The organism is Shewanella surugensis (assembly GCF_023284005.1).
GTDB classification, from domain to species: domain Bacteria; phylum Pseudomonadota; class Gammaproteobacteria; order Enterobacterales; family Shewanellaceae; genus Shewanella; species Shewanella surugensis.
Window position 1 is genome coordinate 1 of record NZ_JAKIKS010000109.1, and the last position, 18,791, is coordinate 18,791.

Sequence of the window (18,791 nt, forward strand, 5' to 3'; positions counted from 1 at the left end):
TCTCAAAAATGAAACATTCGAAAATGCTTATTTCGACATAATGAAAAGAAGTCAGTGGCGGCGTAAATAAATATTTCACGTCACTGGTTTACTTAGGGTGTGGTTCACAATGCTAGTTCGCGTAGGGTTGTTTATCAAGGTATTGCGAACCATTTGACCCTACTCTTTCACTGGTTCGCACTGGGTATACTCTATGTATACTAGGCTTTTCCTATATAATTTTCTGGTCTAGAACGAGTTAACATTTTATTTTTGGGATATCATTCCAGCAAGTGGTGTACTGGGGCGTTAATCGTTCTCGTCGCATTTGCCACTTTGTTGAAATTCCTTCAGCAGCGAGAAAAATTGAACCATTGCCGAATCTGGCGTTCAGTGAGTCATAAACACTCATTAATCTAGGATCACTTACACTCATTAATCTAGGATCACTTACACTCTCAAATAAATCTGATTGCACATTAGTTGCCGAGCATAGATCTAGTAAACCTATTCCGACTTTATAATATCTAACATTCCGTTGAAAAAGTTTATCTGTGGCTGCTGTCACCGCGTTTGTCATTTGTAGGCTATCGGCGGTTGGAAATGAGAAATTAATTGTCTGCTTGAAGCCGGAAGGGTTTTCGTCAAAAGGAGAGTTGCTTGCAAAGATGAGCATTGTACCGCAGAGGGAACCTTGTTTTCTGGCTTTAGCGGCAGCAATACCGACATGTTTACTTAGGGCTTGTTTTAACGCATCTTTGTCGGTGATTTTCTCACCCATGCTTCGGGTCGAAAATATTTGTTTTTTATCTGCTCTTGCTTCATCCCATTGCTTACACTCTTCACCATTAAGTTCTCTAACGGTTCTTTCAACTTCTATGCTGAATGATTTTCTCGCCAGACTGGGCGGCATTGTTGCTAGCTGAAATGCATTTTTAATCCCCATATAACTTAGTTTTTTAGCTATTTGTCTGCCAATACCCCATACATCATCTGGTTTTAGTAAGTGTAATATGCTCTGACGTTCAGTTTCTGATTTTATGTGACAAACGCCATTATAGCCGTTGATTTTTTTAGCGGCATGATTAGCCACTTTTGCCAGGGTGAGGGTAGCACCAATACCAACACAAACGGGTAGCCTTGTTTCTTTCCATACTGCACGCCTTATTTTATGCGCTTGCTCTGTTAAATTGGGTATTGCGGGATAACAATGTTTAAATGAAAGAAACGACTCGTCGATAGAGTAAATATGCTGTTTTGGCCCGAAACGACCAATGACTTCCATCATGCTAGATGATAGAGAGGCATAAAGTTCATAATTTGAGGAGAGGGCTATCACACTATGCCGATCACACAGCGCTTTTACCTTAAAGTAAGGTTTAAACTTGGGGATTCCGATGTCTTTTGCCTGACGATTCGCAGCAACAACACACCCATCATTATTTGACAAAACAACAATGGGTTTTCCACGCCATTCAGGCCGAAAGACTTGTTCAGCAGAGCAGTAAAAGGCATTTGCATCGATAAGCGCGTACATATCTAAACGGGATTAAGCAGTGGGCTAGGGCGATGACAACGTATTGAGCTTATTACTACGCCCTCAATTGAAAACTGGTCATATTGATGAATCTCTATTGGAAGGTGTTCATCATTAGCGGAGAGTAGACGCTTTGCATTGCTATCGATAATTTTGCACACAAATTCACCATTGTAATTAGCGACCACAACATCGCCATTTTTTACAGTGACATGCCTATCAATGATAAGAATATCACCATCGAAAATACCCACATTGTGCATCGACTCGCCAGAAGCATGACCAAAAAAAGTGGCGCTTGGATGATCTATCAAAAGTTCATCTAGGCTTAATCGCCGTTGTATGTATTCAGTAGCAGGTGATTCGAAGCCACTGATCCCCGCGCTTGCTGAATTAGGAATGACTTTCAAAGAAAAATTACCTGTATATATACACAGCGGTATTGTAGCACATTTACTCAGCCAGTGAGAAGTAACCTATTTTCTTGATTTTCTTTATAATACAATACTATAGAGTTATATATAATCAATGTTCCCCCCTCGAGGGGTATACGGTGCAACGGAACGGTAAACTATGATAAGAATATATATTTGTATTAAATCAACGTATTGCAGTGACGTAGTATTATGCGTATAGAATAAAAATAAACGAATGTGCGGTAAGACGTTGAGCTAAATTTATTCTATTTTAAGATGCTAATATACACAACCAATAAAGTATTAAGTTACCTTGTCTCGTAACGTGCATAACAAGTTATAGCTGGGCTATATATACTCTAAAGTATAGGCTGCATAGGGTATACCCTATTTGACCAACCGTATTGAATGGGCTAAAATAAATTTATAGCAACCTTAAATAGCCACCTGATTTATGACTATTTAAATTGACTATGTTCTACAGGGACTTAAAACGCTAGAAAAGAATAAAACAAAGAAGGTTGTCGGCCTAACTGCAATTAGACCGACAGCGCAACACAATGACACATGTTAAAGGAAATCATCATGTTACATTCGAAATATAATAGAGAAGTTACTTCAAATCAAGATAAAAGAGAGCCTCACCCTTTATCAGTCATTGCCTTTCTAATTGGTATGGCATTGATTATTGTGCAAATTACAATTACAAAAAACACCATAGACAACCTCACAATCAATTTACCTAGCATTATCGGCCTTTCAATTTTTGCACTATTCATTTTATTTGAATGCTGTAAGCCGCTTCTTATTACATTATTTAGAAACACAATAGGTTACTTACAACGACTGGCAATAAGCGCACTGCTTATTGCACTATCCTCAATGAGCATTTTTGCTGTTCACTCTACGGTATCAACAGCCGCTTCAAACTTAACTGACGCACAAAAAATTGAGATCGAATCCCTCAATACAGAGAAAGAAGCATACCTAAGTGCTGTCTCAAAAGGTGTGATCACAGCATCACAAAAGCGATTAGATGAAATCACACTGAGACAAAAACAAATAGTATCATCACAAACAGATATCACATCTTCTAATCAGTTATGGGCAAAGGTTGTTAGTTACATGACAGAGCTCATGATCATTACCTGTTTCTTCATGTCGAGTGTATTTAATACTTCAAATAATAAAGTTAAAAGTAATGAAGGTGGAGAAACAAACAATGATAAAGATGACAATCATCACACTGATAAAAAAGAAGTTTCACACCTTTCTGTGATAGATAATCACAACTTATCACAGAATAATTCAAGTATTCGCACACCTAATATCACATGTGATCCTCACACATCAAGCAATGATGATAGAAGTGATATAGAGATAAAAATACACAATGCGTTAATCCAATTGAATAACCAGGGATGTAAAATTTCAAAAGCATCAGTAGCTGAATTTATAGGAATACGTAGAGAATACTTATACCGCCAATATTCAAATGAGTACGAACGAGCGATAAGCCTACAAAGCCACATCCACTAATAAAATGAGAAAGGCGGCTATGCCGCCTAAAAAGCTTATGAAAAATGCACGAATCTATTTAAGAGTCAGTACTGATGAGCAAGATTTAACTCGACAAGAGGCTATCATCGAACAAGCAAAGAACTCAGGCTATTACATTGCAGGAGTATACAAAGAGAGTGCGTCGGGTGCTAGATCTGACAGGCCTGAGCTTTTACGCATGATAAGCGATCTTCAAGTTGGTGATGTTGTGATCGCTGAAAAAATAGATCGTATTAGTCGTTTGCCTTTATCTGAAGCTGAAAACCTTATTCAATCGATTAAAAATAAAGGTGCCAAGTTATCAATACCCAACATTGTTGATCTTTCTGATTGCATTGAAAACTCTGAGGGTATATCAAAAATCGTTATGGAAGCCACACAGGACTTACTACTAAAACTCGCTTTACAAATGGCTCGTGATGACTATGAAGATAGACGAGAAAGGCAAAAACAGGGTATTGAAATAGCAAGAGCCGCTGGGAAATACAAGGGGAAAAAAGCCAATGAGAACACCAATAATCTTATAGTAAAACTCAAGCCGCATCATTCTATAAAAGAGACCGCTCAGTTAGCTGGTTGTAGCGAAAGCCAAGTTAAAAGGATCTGGAAAATACACCAAAAAAATGGTGATAAGTTAGAGTAATAAAAAAGCCCAGTCATTGCGCCTTTCTAGAGGGGGGACAGTTATTTCTCGCGCCAGCTTCCAATCCAAACGTAACGACCCAACAAATCTAGTTCTTTAAACACGTCTTCACTCAAAGTTTGCTCGGGGTTATGGGTTTGATCATTAGCGTATAGTGTGTATGTGTTACCTAGGTTTTTACGTATCCAGCGTAACCAAACTCGCCCATTTGGCTCTTTAATCGCGTAAATATCCGCATGCTCAATTCGCGTGTCGTTACGGTTAATAAGTACTTGAGCACCCTTAGGTAAATCTGGTTCCATGCTCGCATCAGGTACATTCAGGGGTTCCGGCTTACAACCCCACTATGGGGTGGTCATTTGGGTTTAAATTACATTTAATCGTTAATCACCTTGGTAAGATATTATCCGTGAAAATAACAGAAGGTAACGTTGATGATCGAGTACCCGTTTCAGAAATGGTCACCCCATTTTCGGGTAAGCTATATGGTGACAAAGGCTACTTAACCTGAACTCGGGATAAGAAATTGAACTAATAGCCCTCGTTGTGATCAGATCTTTCGACCAAGATTAATCAATCACGCAGAGGGCATATGGATAAGTTAGTAGATATATTTTGTGATGTCGATGATTTTTGTACTATTTTTATCCCACAATGGGAACTACAATGTCTAACCGATGGAACGCGTAAACGTAAGCGTAAGCGTTCTGGTAGGATGACAATGAGTGAAATCATGACGATTATCATTGCCTTCCATACTTCCCATCATCGAGATTTTAAAAACTTCTACACAGGATATTTAGCTCGTTTTTTTAAATCAGAATTTCCCAATCTGCTGAGCTATACCCGCTTCCTTGAAATCATGCCTAACACTGTAATACCGCTCTGTAACTATTTTTCATCCTTAAAAAGTGAGGCAACAGGCATAGAATTTATTGATTCAACGAGTATTAAAGTCTGTCATAATTTACGAATACCAAGACATAAGACCTTATCAGGCTTAGCGAGTCGAGGAAAAGGGACCATGGGATGGTTTTATGGGTTTAAACTTCACCTAATTGTGAATCATCAGGGTGGTATCGTTGCCGCAAAAATCACGCCTGCAAATATACATGATACTAAGCCAGTTAAAGAAATGGTCGTTAATTCAATGGATAAACTCTATGCTGATAAAGGTTACATCAGCAAAGCATTAGCTAGTGAGTTACTCGAACGGGGTGTGAGTATCGTGAATAATGTCCGTAAGAATATGAAAGCTAAAGCATTATCATTATGGGATAGAGCGATGTTATCAAGGCGGTTTATCATAGAAACAATCAACGACCAGTTAAAAAATATCTCACAAATAGAACATACTAGACACCGAAGTGTGCATGGTTTTATGCTCAATATAATAGGTGGTTTAGTGGCTTATCAACTCAAAGAGAGAAAGCCACAACTTAATATAACATCAGCTGAATTCAACGCGATGGCAGTGATGCGTTAAACCGATCTGAGGTTACTTAGGAAAAGCTTTATCGGGTGAATTATGGGAAAAAGGAGTGGAATTGATTACAAATGTAAGAAAAAATATGAAGAAAAAAGCAATGTCTTTGTGGGACAGAGTCATGCTAAAAAAGCGATTTATAATAGAAACGATTAATGATCAGCTAAAAAATATTTCCTATATTGAACACTCCAGACACCGTAGTATCAATGGGTTTATGATTAACATGCTTGGTGGACTCATCGCTTATTGCTTAAAAGAAAACAAGCCAGCTCTTGATTTAAATGCAGAAGAAATTGAGCTAATGGAACCTATTAATTTAGTCATTGCTTAAACCGAATTCAGGTTAACAACATACAGGGCTAACTCATTGCCAGTCCCTCAGGAAAGACGCTATTAATATGCAAATCAATGCGTCACTCACTGCACTTAATGTGCTAAAAATAGAAGACAGGCAGACTAAAAATACTCAAGGTAAAACGGTAATTTCTATTGCGAGCAGGAAGCGAAGGAAATTCAACCAACACCTCATGGGCAGACTTTTTGACGAATTAGGATTAGACCTGAGTAATGAAAAAGTCGCCACGATATATGAGCAATTCAGTAATTACGGGGCTATCGCCGCATAGAAGTGTCCAGATTATTGATATTATTACCATGTGCAATTCAAAGTGACACCTTATTACACGTATTACGAACGGAGGCCAATATTGAAAAAACCTAACTCAAAATGCTATTTAAACCCTATTTGCAAATATTGTAATCTATTTAAAGCGTCACTTTAGTAATGACTTCATTCTGCAGCTCATTAATACTCATATTAGCTAAATTTACCTGAAAATCAGCAATTGCATAATACTTCCTAATACGTCCAATAATCGCTAGATTCTGAATAGAATCTATGCCATAACTAACAATTTGATCATTAGGATCAATATCCTCAAATGGCATGTTTAACGTTTCCGCTACAATATGTTGAACCACTTCATTTTCATGGTACGTATCTAACATAGCTCACCTATTTAGAACTAAAGTTTCCATCTCAATACCGCTGAAGAAGCAATAGTTCCAACAGCTGGAGTAAAGCAACTAATTAAATCATCTTTTTTCAACACTCCCGCCTCCATTGCATCATGAATAATTAAAGGAATATTACCGCCAATAATGCTAGTACACGAAGGATAGGTATCATAACTTTTCGCCTTCTCTAATCCTGCATGGGACTGAGTCACTTCTCTAAACCATGCGATACCTTGGTGACCCGCAAAAAAATTAATTTCATTTTTCTCTATTTGTGCCAAATGAAGTGATTTTTCAACCATTTCTTTAGCCAACTTAATCCCTTGTATAACTTGGGAGGTATTAGTTTCATTTATATAAACTTGGATTTTACCATCTTCATACCAATGCTTATCACTGATCCCTAAATTCGCGTAATTACCAATGGAACCATCTGAGTGATGGCACATAGATAACACATTCTTAGTCGTACTGCCTCCAATCACTACGGCAACGGCACCATCGCTAAATTGTGAAGACATATAATCTTCGCGGACTAGATAAGGTGACATCATTGATGATTGTACAATAACACCATATTTTGCCTGCTCACTTTCAATCAAACCTTGGGCTAATTGCAATTGCGTTAGAAACGCATTACACATGCCTTCTGTTGATTGAACAAAGCAGGAATTTGAAGCACCTAGACGCGTTTGAACTAATGCTGCATTAGTAGAAAATAAATTATCAGGTGTCGTTGTTTGTACCAAAATAAAATCGAGCTGTTCAGCTTTTATACCTGCATTTTTTAATGCATTCTGTATCGCCATGGTTTCCATATCAGAAGATTTCTGGGATTTATCTGCAATATAGCGCTTTTTGGCACCATTAAAGGGATCATCAGCATAGACTTTAATGGCTGAAAATACCTTAGTTTCAATATCACTTAAACCACCATTATATAAAGCCGTATCAATATGATCCATTGTTTTCGCATGATTTTTAGCCCAAACATTAACAATATTATCGGACCACCAATCATTGGTTCGTATTTCCTCTGGAAAATACGTTCCTATACTTAATATATCTACATTTCTACGATCCATAACCTATCCTTATTTGTTAACTTAAACTCTGAGAAAATTGAATAAACTCATTTTTTAAATACAATTTAGCAGCTCTGCCACGCTGCAACTTACCACTCGCAGTACGAGGTATTTGCCCCTGTGAAACAAACACAAACTCTAATACATTTAATTGGAATTCTTGATAAACACGTGCACGTATTGCCTTCTTATGTTCAACAAAATAATTAACTTCATACTCATTTGTTTCTTGTACAATACAAAGACCTAAGTTCCCATGAGATTCCACTGTAAATGCCACACAAGTCAGTGCCTCCATATCAGGTGATATATTTTTAATAACAGTTTCAATATCATGGGGATGATAGTTTTTACCGTTAATAATAATCAGCTCTTTTAAACGGCCGGTTAAAAATAACTGGCCTTGATCAATAAATCCCATATCACCTGTTGCAAAATACACCCTATTATTAAATATATTCCGACTATTATTTTTCTTAGGATCGACAAATAAATATTCATCACAATAACTTAAAGAATTAAGCCAAACTTCACCAACGATACCTTCAGCACAATTATCTTTACGTATTGGGTCAACAATAACTAAATCTAAGCCATCTACTGGCATGCCTGACCCGACTATCGCAGTGCTATTAGGAGCATCAGCATCCAGAGCAAACACTTTATTGTCAGTTAATGCGTATTTATCTGCATAAAAACAAGACGGATTTTGTGATGGTTTTTGTGTACTAATTAATCCTGCCATTTCAGACATACCATATGCAGGACAAGAGCTTCTTAATTGAAAACCACTATCAGATAAAAGTTCAGTAAAGTCTTTCATAGTCTTTAATTTAACCATTTCGCCACCATTTATTGCATAGTGCCAGTGACTAAGATCGTATTGACTCACCTCTTTTTTATTTAATCTGTTATTACAAAGCTCATAGCCAAAATTAGGGCAACCACTATGTGTTCCTTTATAATAAGAAAGTGTTTGTAACCACAATTCAGGGTTCATTACCACATCATTAGGATCAATAAGAATAATCGTCCCCCCAGAATAAAGAGGCAGTAACAAACCACAAACTAATCCATAAACATGCGAATGGGGAGCCCAATTAACAGTCATACTAAAAGATGAATAATTCCATGCCGCCATGTTATTTTGTAAACTAAAAAGTAGTTGTTTATTGCGTACAACAACAGCTTTGGCATTAGCCGTGGATCCGGATGTATATTGAAGATAATTAATTCGTTCATTATCAAAGTCTGGCAACACGAGAGAATGTCTTTCATCTTCATCTATAATTTCAATATGTTGGCTATTAATAACAACGCACTTATCAAGTAAATCAACGAGCACTTTATCCATTTTCAATAGTGATAATGTTTCATCATCAACAAGTATCATTTCCGTTTGACTGTGTTCAATAACATAACGAATAAAAGCACAACTTTTTTCAGCACTCATAAAGTCAGGTGACTTAACAGGAATCCCATGTAATCCGCTAAACAAGCAAGCAAAATATGAGATACTAAAATCAATGCAAGGTTGTAGTAAAATTAATACGGATTTGTTTTTAATCTCCTGTTGGCGTTTAAATAAATGATAAGCCATGGAAACTGAACGCTGATATAACTCTAAATAAGTAATAGAATCACATTCAACGCCAACGCCATTAATATGCTTTATTGCAATGGCATCAGATTGACATTGCGCAAATACCTTTAATTTCTGTTCAATACCAGCATTTGATGCCATTATATTTACCTTATGTTATTAACATGGTCCACTAAAATTTAGATAGTAAACTAACAGTATGAGATTTAAGATAATCCATTATTTTTCCACCATTGCCTAATTCCGTGACTAACTGGAGAATATAGCTATCTAATGCTTGATCCTGATCATTTTGGATTAGCGATCGCTCAGCGTTAATTGATAAACCTAAGGTGTCATAAATTAATTCATATAACTCACAAGTTTTTCTAGAAAGCTGCTCCCTCGGATCGCAACTGCCATACTCTTTCAAGCAACGCTGTTCAACGGCTTGTATGCCAAACAATAAAGCAATGGCTGAATATTGTTTAAACAAATAAAGAGACTTAGTGGTAAACACTGACGCCGCCATGCCTTGACTATTGATATTTTGATTATATTGCTCTGCATGCGTAGGAAAACGATCACTAATAGAATTACCGTAATAGGTTAACATTGGCATAATAGAGTTTGCGCACAGCTGCAACCCTTTTAAACCTAAATTCAAATTATCTTGATTACCCACCAAAGAACCAGGTAAACCACGGTTAAATTCTGGACTGACCAATAACGCAATTTGTACATCTAAATGCTTTGATATCAAGCCTATAGTATGTCGTAACCTGTCCATATTCACCGCAATATCTAAACCTAAAAAGTTTCCGGTGTAATGAAAAGTATTATTTTCCACATCAATTAATGGATTATCAGTTGCTGAGTTAATTTCAATATTTAAACTAGATGCAATATTTTGAATCGTTTCAATGCAAGGACTTAAATACTGTGGTAAGCATCGGATCGAATAACGATCTTGAACGAGATCATCAAAAACTTGATGCCCATCTACCTTTTTAACATTGATATTGCCTTTTTTAACTAAGCTAGACCCATCCAATAATTGCCTCATGTAATGCGCAGCCTGCATTTGTCCTGAATGAGGTTTTAAGCTATTAGTAAACTCATGAAAAGGATCGATAGAACCCTTCAATGCCTGAATAAAAAAAGCATGACAGTAGAGCGACAACCGAGTGAGTAATTCAGCTTCATAGGCACAATTACTCGCAATTCCTGCCATGACTGACGTACCATTAATTAAAGATAACGCCTCTTTTGGCTCTAATGTTAATGGCGGTAAATTTAATATTTTCAATGCTGCTAAAGCATCAATGATATTCCCTTGATACTCAACCTGATAAGAATCATCTAAGCCAATAATAGCGCCAGCAATATAACTTAATGGCACCAAATCACCACTGGCACCAATAGAGCCTAATTCATAAACCACAGGTGTCATGCCTGCATTTAAAAATATCATGAGTCGATGAATCACTTCCAAGCGGATCCCTGATGCACCTTTCATCAAAGCATTAGCTCTAACGACCATCGCAGCTCTAACGTCTGCAACACTTAATTTATCTCCAGCTCCTGTTTTTAACGCTTTTATTAAATTTTGTTGTAATTGCTGGCAATGTTGAGGCTCGATACTTTGATGCGCTAAGCCGCCAAAATTGGTAGTCACCCCATAAATGGGCACTCCACTTTTAACGAACTCTTGTAAACATTGATGCGCCTTATCAATTTTGTCTGTTACAGCCCTAGAATTAGATAAATAAACAGATTTATTTTCTATCGCAACTGCCACTAAATGTTCTATCTTTAACGATTCTCCATCAAGATAAATCTCTTGTTGATCTTTGACATTCATCGAACTCGATTTAGATACTTTATTTTGTGTCCTTTCTAGATTATTTAGTAGCATTCCTTTACTCTCGACACTTCTTATCTTCGTTTAATCCCCACGCAGGTACATTACTCTGCGCACCTTTTGCTTGTTGCTTAAGACTTTCAATACGACCCATAAAAGGCGACTTTTCATTAGTATTCATAATTTTTACATCGATAATGAATGGCCCGGAAGCATGTAACGCCGCCAACACAGCTGGTTGGATATCGGCATTGGAGTTCACCGTGTACCCTTTGGCACCTAAAGAATTAGCATACTGGACAAAATCAACCTCTTCGAATGACGTCTCATCAGCTTTAAGCTCCATGGCTTTTAGCCCCATTTCACAAAGACCATACCCAGCATCATTTAATACTATCCACACAGCAGGCAGCCGATAATTCACTGCGGTATGAACTTCATGTTGCATTAACATTGAACCGTCACCAATCACAGTAAATGCTTTATCATGGTGCACCTTAGCTGCGCCAACAACACCTGCACCAAAATGTCCCATAGAGCCATAGAAGGTACTGACACGGTAACGATTTGGTAAATCGAAGCGTAAATAATGGTTCGTCCAAGCAAACGCATTACCACATTCGGCCATAATGATTGCATCTGTCTTATTAATAACAAACTCTTGTAATGCAGCCATTAATAAAGACACCTGAGGAGGCGAGTCCGCCTCAAACACTTGTTGCTCCCAATTAGTTGATGTCGCAAATGCACGCAGGTTATTAAAAGTAGGCGAAGAATTCGCAAAACTTGATTGAGGGGGCAGTTTTGCCAACAATTGTTGTAAAAATACTTTTATATCCGCTTGTATTCCCATGGTATAACATTGATTAAACCCGACACCAAATGCACGACTGTCAATATCGACATGAATAAAGCCTTTTTTAGGTTCCATATTTTTTTGCCAGAAACAAGAGGATTCACCTAGACGCGTTCCCAATACTAAAATCCAATCAGGCCGATAATCACGATTAAATACATCAACTTCATCATGACCCCCCATGCCTGTAACGCCTACAAAATATTCATGATTTTCAGGAAAAATGCCTTTCGCGCGCGGGGTACAAAAAACACGCGCCTGAGTTCGCTCAACTAACACTTTGATTTCTTCAGATGCCTTGCGTGCACCAAAGCCGACCCAAACAGCAAATTTATCTTGTGTTAATAGGGCCGCGCCCTTTTCAGCAATTTCATCGGAGATACCAATAGATGAATGGCAAATTGATAATTTAAAATCCATCGGTTCACAAAAAGCACCTTGTAAATCCATAGGTAAGGATACATGTGCAATAAAACCTTGAGATTGGGATAAACCAACCGATAATTGTTGCATTAAGGTAGGTAACTCACTCCCCGACTCTACTCTAAGTGCAAAATCAAAAAACTCACTAGGTGAAAAAATACTGCTTTGGGGAGTGGTTAGGTGACTGGTTTCTTGTATTGCTCCCCTGCCACGCTGAGAAGCCCCCGTGCAACCCGATAAAAAAATAAGTTTAGCGCCTTCTGTTTTTGCCGCCATCAATGCATTTAAAGAATTAATAATCCCAGGGCCGGTTGTTACAAACACAACCACAGGTTCTTGATTTGCAAAATAGGCTTCGGCTGCGGCAAAGACGGCACCGGACTCATGCCTAAAGTGAGACATTTCTAGCTCACTGTGTAAAATACCGTCATAGAGATGGGCGATCCCACCACCACTTACACCAAAAGCATGACGAATCCCTAACTGGCTAAGCCCTTGCATCAGGCAAGTTGACACATTATATGGCATTTTTAATCATTTCCTTATCGGCAAACCTTAAGCGAAAACATATTTGTTATTAATCAAGGTGATCTTTATCAATGTAAGTCACCAAAAAGTATTACAGGCATAGCATTGCCTTCTCACCTGCCGCAGTAATTTACACCATGGCTACATATTGGCAACCATTAAAAAGCATAAATTGTTAAATTAATTTGTCTCATATAGTTTACATAATGCCATAAGGATTCATAATTAAAAATGTAATACCTTATTATCCAGACTTCATTTAACATACTGATATTATTACTTATCTAAATATAAATAAAATACATATATGTAATACTACTACAACAGTTCGGACAGTTTTTATTGATGAATAAATATTGAGGAGTTCATGGATAAGTTCTGCGACAATCTGGTTTCTGACATCAAATAAAAGAAAAAGCTACCCATGAGTTGTATAGTAGAAACGGTTTTAAACTCAATGTCCAATATCAACAAACCTCAGCGCATCTTTATGGCCTATTTATGATTCGTTAGGGGTGTCGAGGTGGCTTACTAAAGAGAAGTTGGTGGGAGGGGATTCTATCTCTGTTCCCAATACCCAGTTACTCTTTGGAATGATGAGCATCTTTGTGCTTACATTACATTTCCCCCAGTCGTGAGGGTTATTTTTATCTTTAGCTTTGGGGTTGTAGTGCTCTACTGTGGGCTTTTCAGTGGGGTTTACATAGAACCCGTGTACGCTAGTGTCAGTCGTATTTTGACTAACAACAATGAACAGTATAGGGATATGTCTCTTGATTAGATTTAGTTCCTTCATTAATTGATAATTACGTTGAGCTACACTATCTAGTTGTTTAAACAAATATTTGTCATTGTTACTATCGTTAGAGTGATGGCTGAGTTGTTCTAATGTGTGTTTGATGTCTTCCATGATTATTTTCCTTACTCGCTTATTTCCAATGATGGCCATGACCTTCGGCAATGAGCTCTTTTAGCCACTGATTTAAGACATGGTTTAATTCTTTCTCCATACCATTCGTGATGGGGTGATCAGAACGGGGGATTGAGAGATATATTGGGGGGTTGTCTTGTTGAAATGCTTTTGCCAGCACCCATTGTTTGTCACAGTTAACGAGCATTTTCATCTCTGGACTGCAGGTCGTATGAAAGGTGTTGTTTCTATGATAATTAACAAGAGATAGTCCTTTAGTGCCTTCGATCATATAGCCATCTAAAAACTGTATTTCTTGTGCAACTAGTGACATGGAATCTTTCATGTTGGATGTGATAAGCAACGGGAGTACTTTGTTCGATATGATGTTGAGTGATTTTAAAAGGGCATAGTTATCCCTGTGGACTTTTGAGATCCTCATAGTGTTTTCCTTGGGTTGGATTAGTTGAATTCGGCGATCAGAAGATTTGCCTTAAGCCGTAGGCGGTGAACTGGGGGAGCGGTGGCGTAATAGAAACGACATCAAGCAGACAGAGGCTGGTTGATATGGTCTAAACTAGACATGAAGCTTTGGGGGTGTTAATTAGTGTTCAGTTGAATGTATTAAGAGTGGTATATGTACGTTTTCCAGCCTACCTTATCGTCAAAATCTTGTCAATATACGTACTTGATAAAAAATAATTAACACATTTGTGTTCGAGGAAAAAGAGCAAGATAGGCTCTGAAATGCTCAAGTAAGCAAAGGATCATAGTTTGAATTGAGTATACCCGATGCGAACCAGCTAAAGAGTAGTGTTGAATGGTTCGCAATACTTTGATAATCAACCCTACGCGAACTGGGATTGTAAACCAGACCATAAGTAAACTAGTGATCTGAAAACCCCTAAACCCTACTTGTCTGACCAGTTTTGATCAGCAAATACTAAATATTGGTATCGAATATATATTAATCGTTTAAATTACCCAAACTAACTTCATTAGACTTAAGTTTAAAACCCTACTTTAAGGTAGCAAAGATAACAAATGTATAAAGATGACTTTATCGCTCAATTAAGACTTGAGTTGGGTAATCCGGCATTAGCATTTAACAGTGATAATGTTTGTCGATTAGTAATTGATAATCAGCTCGTTATCGACTTAGAGTGGTTAGATGATAATGCACTTTATATGTACTCTGACATTGGACATAGCCCATTATTATCCAAAGAGCAATTGACTCTTTTACTTGAAGCTAATGCATTTGGTCAAGGAACGGGAAAAGCTTGCTTTGCAATTAATAATCAACACGTTACATTACAGCAATTACTTTCAAATGAAGCATTGAATATCGCTAATTTTACGCATGAACTTGAATTATTGATTGCTCATGCCTTGCAGTGGCAAAATCATTTGTTAACCCCCGATTAACATTGATAACAATGAGGCGGTAACCTAGTCACCCAAGCATTTTCACATGAGGCTTATCATATGCTAGAGCAAGATATTCGTACCCTACTGACACAAGCTGGGTTACCCGTTCCCCCTCTTCCAAGACAACTGCTCCCTAAACTCAATGAGCATGATAATTTAATGCTTAGCACTCAGCCGCTCATAAGCTCACCCTATGATTTACCCCAATACTTAACAGAGCTGTCAGCAATTGATGATGACTTCTTTGCTTTAGGGCAAGCAGGCTATGGTATTAATAATTGGGTATTTTACTACTACCTAAAATGGAATAAGTGTACTTTAGCAATACAAATTCCTTGGGGGGGCGCTCTATTAGAGCCTAATCTTGCTAAGAAACAACTTGAAGCCCGTTTTAGCATATTGAAAGATATCTTATCTCAAGTACACAAGAAACACCTTGCCTTTGAAGCTCAACTCATTGTGATCGATTCAACATTGTATCCTCAGGGTTGGGGCTGGCAACATTCTGACTCTGTACCGACATGGTATGAGAATAACTTGCCAGTACTCGAACAAGTCCAGCAAGCATTAACTCAACCCCTTTAATCTTTTCCCACTCGATACGCTCATTTGTATTTTAAGGATCCTCCTTTGACCGATTTTAGTTTAACTCTCGATAGAGCACAGCAAAGCACGACGATAACGGATACGAACACTCAACATTCAACCCTATCAAAAAAATACTCTATTGATACAAACTCTCAAGGAATAGCCCAAGCTTGTCAGCATAAGAATTTTTTTCTACGCACAGGAGAAGAACTCTTAGTGGGTATGAAGCAACTGCGAGATTTCATTGTTAATTTGGGTGATAATGAAAGCATACAAAAGCTAGCAAATAATCGAATAGAAAATGCAACCAGTAACTTTAACCAACGCCTTGATTTTTTAGTGGATAAACTATCCAGTAAAGACCTTGAAGCCGCAACAACTCAATTTACCATGCTTAGGCATCAAGCCAACCTTATTGAATGTGATACTCAAGTTAAAAATTATGGCTCACTACTCATGGAAGGATTAGATCATAAGCTAAATACATTAAGTGATAATGAATTAGATCAAATAGAAGCCACACTACTCACGTATAAAAAAGCCGATTTTTCACAAAAAAAACAAAATTATCTAGAACAAGTTCGCCAGTGCGTGGCTAAACATCAAATTGCTCGCTCACCACTAACTGAGCAAACAATGACGAAACTGCTCACAGCATTGGAAAACCCTAACGTACAAAGTTTAGCCTCCATCAATGATGCCTTAGCATCGTTGAAAAGCCAATGCGGAAAATTGAATGTACCTTATGAAGCAAACTTAAATTCTTTATTACGTCTAAGCCTCTACTCTATGGCCGTCACAGATGGAGAACTGCACCTTTTAAATCAGAAACTAACCAATGCTAGAGCAGAGATTAATCAAAGTGCTACCGAACTAAAGGCCCAGCTTAAAAGCAAAATCATTGACAAAACTGAATACGCCAACAGACACAGTGCACTTTATTATCAATCTGAACAAATGATAGCAGTCCATCAAGCCGTGCATACCGAGCTATTTTTAAACCTGTCTGATAGCATAAAAGCAAGCCCTAGGGTCCAAAATGAACTCGACACACAAACTAAACATGAAGTCGAAGCAGGGATTACTTATTTAAAGGACTTCATCAATACCGCGAGTGAAGATGAAGACAGTCAATCTCTGGAGTTAAGAGCAAGACAAGGGCTACAAAAATTATCATTATCAGAAACCGCATTAAAGCAACTTAACCTAGAAATGCTCAACTTAACCACTGAAATGCGTGCCGATCCTAAACAAGCATTAGGTAATCAATTAAAATCATTCAATGCCGAAATATCAAATATTTCCGAAGCGATCAGAGCTGGAGTAAGAGCGGTCCGGCATGAATATTTATTAACGCAAGCAAACCAATTTACCGATGATAATTTATCTGGGAAAATGAGGCCGCTCGGAAAAGGCGCTGCCCATGAGGTGATGCAAGCTAACTACGGAGACAGTATCAAAGTCTTTAAAGGCGACGATGAAAAGTTAGCCTCACAAAGTGGAGGTTACTTCACTAGTGCTATGGCCATCGGAATTGACCATAGCTCCCCAAGGCTGTTAGAACGCGCCGTGGTTACCAGTCGAATCGATACTTTATTAGGCTTTAATATATCCGCTAAAACCGACTTTGCTCAGCATAACGGTAAGCTGGGTATTGTCATGGATAAAGCCCAAGGTACTGTCGCTAAAGAAATAAAGTTCAATTCTAATGATCCTGCTTTAAAAGCACAACTACAACCTCAATTTATTAAAATGCAGCTGCTTGATATTATTACCGGTCAAATGGATAGGCATAGGGGGAATTATCTCATCGACATCAATTCACAATCGGGTATAGCCAAATTAACCGCTATCGATAATGACTCTTGTATGGGACCCGAATGGGAGTCCTTAGGCACCGATATCAGAAAAAATGGCAGCCATTTGCAAAAATACCCCACTGTGGTTGATAGAGAAATGTATCACACAATCAAACAAATGAAAGCAGAAGATTTACAACAAGCAACCGCTGGATTACTGTCTGGGGATGCCTTAGCCGCTGCACAAACAAGGCTTGTTAGCCTTCAACGACATGTAGAAACACTCCATCGCTTAGGAAGAGTCATCGACACGGATCAATGGGGAACAGATGAGGTATCGCAATGGTTAGAAACACCTAGAGAAGTAGCCCAAACCAAAGCTTGGGTAAAAGATGGCGATTTTGTTTTCTTAGAACAAAAAGGTAACAACCCCCCAGCCAGCAAAATGAAGGGGCTTCATACCAGCTATTGGGGTAGAGATCAGCAAAAATTTAACTAAATAAACGATACCAAGATCATTGAACGCCCTCTGACGTTCTGGACTTTCAAAGATCTTGGTCTATCCCTATTACTCAAGATTCATTTGAATAATTAACAGATCAATATTGTCGTTGGAGTCATTCACTAGCCCGTGTTCACCATATGGCGGGTTTTTAATCATGTCGCCTTTTTTAACCTTAACTTCTTGGCTATCGATGGTCATTGTTCCTGTGCCCTCAAGAATTATATACATCTCTTCATTATTGCTATGTTTGTGATAACCAACCGTTAAATGAGACGGGATCACTTGTCTGTCGATAAAATCACAACCACGGATAAAATCGGCTTTACCCCAAATTTCATATAATTCAACCATTCCTTCACCGTTGTGCGCTGATTGAATTTGCTTCTTTGCTTCGAGAAAATTGCGGATCACCTTAAAACACTGATTAAATTAATTCTGTAGAACTAACACACGATTCTCTATTAATCCCCTTTCGCTAAAATACGGTCAAGCAGACTTGATGGTAAAAAACGGCGCAGATAGCCAAAGAGATAAGTCGGTTTTGTCACATAATAGCGCGGCTTGGGATTGGAACTTTTT

The 18,791-nt window shown here is 37.9% G+C and carries 18 protein-coding genes and 2 pseudogenes; 9 read left to right on the forward strand and 11 right to left on the reverse strand.

Translation table 11 applies throughout. From position 1 onward, the window contains the following. Nucleotides 1-238: 238 nt before the first annotated feature. Together L2764_RS20590 and L2764_RS20595 are read right to left on the reverse strand one after the other, a co-directional pair. Nucleotides 239-1,516 carry a Y-family DNA polymerase gene (locus tag L2764_RS20590; RefSeq protein ID WP_248942227.1) on the reverse strand — a complete coding sequence of 426 codons (1,278 nt, stop codon included), beginning with the start codon at nucleotides 1,514-1,516 and terminating at the stop codon, nucleotides 239-241. 2 nt (nucleotides 1,517-1,518) lie between these two features. Then, nucleotides 1,519-1,926: a LexA family protein gene (locus L2764_RS20595; protein ID WP_248942228.1), complete on the reverse strand. Its 408-nt coding sequence runs from the start codon at nucleotides 1,924-1,926 to the stop codon at nucleotides 1,519-1,521. Between the two features lie 591 nt (nucleotides 1,927-2,517). Here L2764_RS20595 and L2764_RS20600 point away from each other — a divergent pair. Together L2764_RS20600 and L2764_RS20605 are read left to right on the forward strand one after the other, a co-directional pair. Further along, the gene (locus L2764_RS20600; protein ID WP_248942229.1) at nucleotides 2,518-3,471 is read left to right on the forward strand and encodes a hypothetical protein; all 954 of its coding nucleotides are present in this window, start codon (nucleotides 2,518-2,520) and stop codon (nucleotides 3,469-3,471) included. Between the two features lie 37 nt (nucleotides 3,472-3,508). Then, nucleotides 3,509-4,135 carry a recombinase family protein gene (locus L2764_RS20605; RefSeq protein ID WP_248942230.1) on the forward strand — a complete coding sequence of 209 codons (627 nt, stop codon included), beginning with the start codon at nucleotides 3,509-3,511 and terminating at the stop codon, nucleotides 4,133-4,135. Nucleotides 4,136-4,176: 41 nt separating this feature from the next. Here the strand turns inward: L2764_RS20605 and L2764_RS20610 are convergent, their stop codons facing one another. Then, entirely contained in the window at nucleotides 4,177-4,437 is a 261-nt protein-coding gene (locus L2764_RS20610) for a S24 family peptidase (protein ID WP_248942231.1), read from the reverse strand. A 5-nt stretch (nucleotides 4,438-4,442) separates the two neighbouring features. Here L2764_RS20610 and L2764_RS20615 point away from each other — a divergent pair. From L2764_RS20615 to L2764_RS20630, 4 genes and pseudogenes are all read left to right on the forward strand, one after another. After that, nucleotides 4,443-4,640, forward strand: a pseudogene (locus L2764_RS20615) (transposase); the annotation flags it as partial. Between the two features lie 87 nt (nucleotides 4,641-4,727). Beyond that, nucleotides 4,728-5,621, forward strand: a complete 894-nt coding sequence (locus L2764_RS20620) for an IS982 family transposase (RefSeq protein WP_248942232.1) — start codon at nucleotides 4,728-4,730, stop codon at nucleotides 5,619-5,621. A 10-nt stretch (nucleotides 5,622-5,631) separates the two neighbouring features. Then, nucleotides 5,632-5,955, forward strand: a pseudogene (locus L2764_RS20625) (transposase); the annotation flags it as partial. Between the two features lie 67 nt (nucleotides 5,956-6,022). After that, nucleotides 6,023-6,250: a hypothetical protein gene (locus L2764_RS20630; protein WP_248942233.1), complete on the forward strand. Its 228-nt coding sequence runs from the start codon at nucleotides 6,023-6,025 to the stop codon at nucleotides 6,248-6,250. A gap of 139 nt (nucleotides 6,251-6,389) precedes the next feature. On the opposite strand, the gene L2764_RS20635 is transcribed toward L2764_RS20630, so the two are convergent. The 7 genes from L2764_RS20635 to L2764_RS20665 form a co-directional block, all read right to left on the reverse strand. Beyond that, nucleotides 6,390-6,632 (reverse strand): acyl carrier protein, encoded by a 243-nt coding sequence (locus L2764_RS20635; protein WP_248942234.1) that lies wholly within the window; start codon nucleotides 6,630-6,632, stop codon nucleotides 6,390-6,392. Between the two features lie 17 nt (nucleotides 6,633-6,649). After that, nucleotides 6,650-7,726 carry a 3-oxoacyl-ACP synthase III family protein gene (locus L2764_RS20640; protein WP_248942235.1) on the reverse strand — a complete coding sequence of 359 codons (1,077 nt, stop codon included), beginning with the start codon at nucleotides 7,724-7,726 and terminating at the stop codon, nucleotides 6,650-6,652. Nucleotides 7,727-7,742: 16 nt separating this feature from the next. After that, the gene (locus tag L2764_RS20645; RefSeq protein WP_248942236.1) at nucleotides 7,743-9,470 is read right to left on the reverse strand and encodes an AMP-binding protein; all 1,728 of its coding nucleotides are present in this window, start codon (nucleotides 9,468-9,470) and stop codon (nucleotides 7,743-7,745) included. A gap of 31 nt (nucleotides 9,471-9,501) precedes the next feature. Next, nucleotides 9,502-11,226, reverse strand: a complete 1,725-nt coding sequence (locus tag L2764_RS20650) for an HAL/PAL/TAL family ammonia-lyase (protein WP_248942237.1) — start codon at nucleotides 11,224-11,226, stop codon at nucleotides 9,502-9,504. A 4-nt stretch (nucleotides 11,227-11,230) separates the two neighbouring features. Then, nucleotides 11,231-12,979: a thiamine pyrophosphate-binding protein gene (locus L2764_RS20655; RefSeq protein ID WP_248942238.1), complete on the reverse strand. Its 1,749-nt coding sequence runs from the start codon at nucleotides 12,977-12,979 to the stop codon at nucleotides 11,231-11,233. Nucleotides 12,980-13,478: 499 nt separating this feature from the next. Then, entirely contained in the window at nucleotides 13,479-13,889 is a 411-nt protein-coding gene (locus L2764_RS20660; RefSeq protein WP_248942239.1) for a protein FAM135, read from the reverse strand. A gap of 19 nt (nucleotides 13,890-13,908) precedes the next feature. Beyond that, complete coding sequence (locus L2764_RS20665; protein ID WP_248942240.1) at nucleotides 13,909-14,223, reverse strand: hypothetical protein; 315 nt, start codon at nucleotides 14,221-14,223, stop codon at nucleotides 13,909-13,911. Nucleotides 14,224-14,933: 710 nt separating this feature from the next. Between L2764_RS20665 and L2764_RS20670 the strand changes: the two genes are divergently transcribed. Genes L2764_RS20670 through L2764_RS20680 form a run of 3 tightly spaced genes read left to right on the forward strand, consistent with a single transcriptional unit; the run spans nucleotide 14,934 to nucleotide 18,206 of the window. Further along, the gene (locus L2764_RS20670; protein WP_248942241.1) at nucleotides 14,934-15,317 is read left to right on the forward strand and encodes a type III secretion system chaperone; all 384 of its coding nucleotides are present in this window, start codon (nucleotides 14,934-14,936) and stop codon (nucleotides 15,315-15,317) included. Between the two features lie 60 nt (nucleotides 15,318-15,377). Then, entirely contained in the window at nucleotides 15,378-15,905 is a 528-nt protein-coding gene (locus L2764_RS20675) for a hypothetical protein (protein ID WP_248942242.1), read from the forward strand. 45 nt (nucleotides 15,906-15,950) lie between these two features. Further along, nucleotides 15,951-18,206, forward strand: a complete 2,256-nt coding sequence (locus tag L2764_RS20680) for a hypothetical protein (protein ID WP_248942243.1) — start codon at nucleotides 15,951-15,953, stop codon at nucleotides 18,204-18,206. Between the two features lie 69 nt (nucleotides 18,207-18,275). Here L2764_RS20680 and L2764_RS20685 read toward each other — a convergent pair whose 3' ends face one another. Continuing rightward, nucleotides 18,276-18,563, reverse strand: coding sequence for a cupin domain-containing protein (locus L2764_RS20685; protein ID WP_248942244.1), 288 nt, complete (start codon nucleotides 18,561-18,563; stop codon nucleotides 18,276-18,278). Between the last annotated feature and the right edge of the window lie 228 nt (nucleotides 18,564-18,791).

What these genes read in the sequence shown, in the direction of transcription:
- L2764_RS20590 (WP_248942227.1), bottom strand. Translation starts at nt 1,516, where the DNA reads ATGTACGCGCTTATCGATGCAAATGCCTTTTACTGCTCTGCTGAACAA.
- L2764_RS20600 (WP_248942229.1), top strand. Translation starts at nt 2,518, where the DNA reads ATGTTACATTCGAAATATAATAGAGAAGTTACTTCAAATCAAGATAAA.
- L2764_RS20605 (WP_248942230.1), top strand. Translation starts at nt 3,509, where the DNA reads ATGAAAAATGCACGAATCTATTTAAGAGTCAGTACTGATGAGCAAGAT.
- L2764_RS20610 (WP_248942231.1), bottom strand. Translation starts at nt 4,437, where the DNA reads ATGGAACCAGATTTACCTAAGGGTGCTCAAGTACTTATTAACCGTAAC.
- L2764_RS20620 (WP_248942232.1), top strand. Translation starts at nt 4,728, where the DNA reads ATGGATAAGTTAGTAGATATATTTTGTGATGTCGATGATTTTTGTACT.
- L2764_RS20630 (WP_248942233.1), top strand. Translation starts at nt 6,023, where the DNA reads ATGCAAATCAATGCGTCACTCACTGCACTTAATGTGCTAAAAATAGAA.
- L2764_RS20635 (WP_248942234.1), bottom strand. Translation starts at nt 6,632, where the DNA reads ATGTTAGATACGTACCATGAAAATGAAGTGGTTCAACATATTGTAGCG.
- L2764_RS20640 (WP_248942235.1), bottom strand. Translation starts at nt 7,726, where the DNA reads ATGGATCGTAGAAATGTAGATATATTAAGTATAGGAACGTATTTTCCA.
- L2764_RS20645 (WP_248942236.1), bottom strand. Translation starts at nt 9,470, where the DNA reads ATGGCATCAAATGCTGGTATTGAACAGAAATTAAAGGTATTTGCGCAA.
- L2764_RS20650 (WP_248942237.1), bottom strand. Translation starts at nt 11,226, where the DNA reads ATGCTACTAAATAATCTAGAAAGGACACAAAATAAAGTATCTAAATCG.
- L2764_RS20655 (WP_248942238.1), bottom strand. Translation starts at nt 12,979, where the DNA reads ATGCCATATAATGTGTCAACTTGCCTGATGCAAGGGCTTAGCCAGTTA.
- L2764_RS20660 (WP_248942239.1), bottom strand. Translation starts at nt 13,889, where the DNA reads ATGGAAGACATCAAACACACATTAGAACAACTCAGCCATCACTCTAAC.
- L2764_RS20665 (WP_248942240.1), bottom strand. Translation starts at nt 14,223, where the DNA reads ATGTCACTAGTTGCACAAGAAATACAGTTTTTAGATGGCTATATGATC.
- L2764_RS20670 (WP_248942241.1), top strand. Translation starts at nt 14,934, where the DNA reads ATGTATAAAGATGACTTTATCGCTCAATTAAGACTTGAGTTGGGTAAT.
- L2764_RS20675 (WP_248942242.1), top strand. Translation starts at nt 15,378, where the DNA reads ATGCTAGAGCAAGATATTCGTACCCTACTGACACAAGCTGGGTTACCC.
- L2764_RS20685 (WP_248942244.1), bottom strand. Translation starts at nt 18,563, where the DNA reads ATGGTTGAATTATATGAAATTTGGGGTAAAGCCGATTTTATCCGTGGT.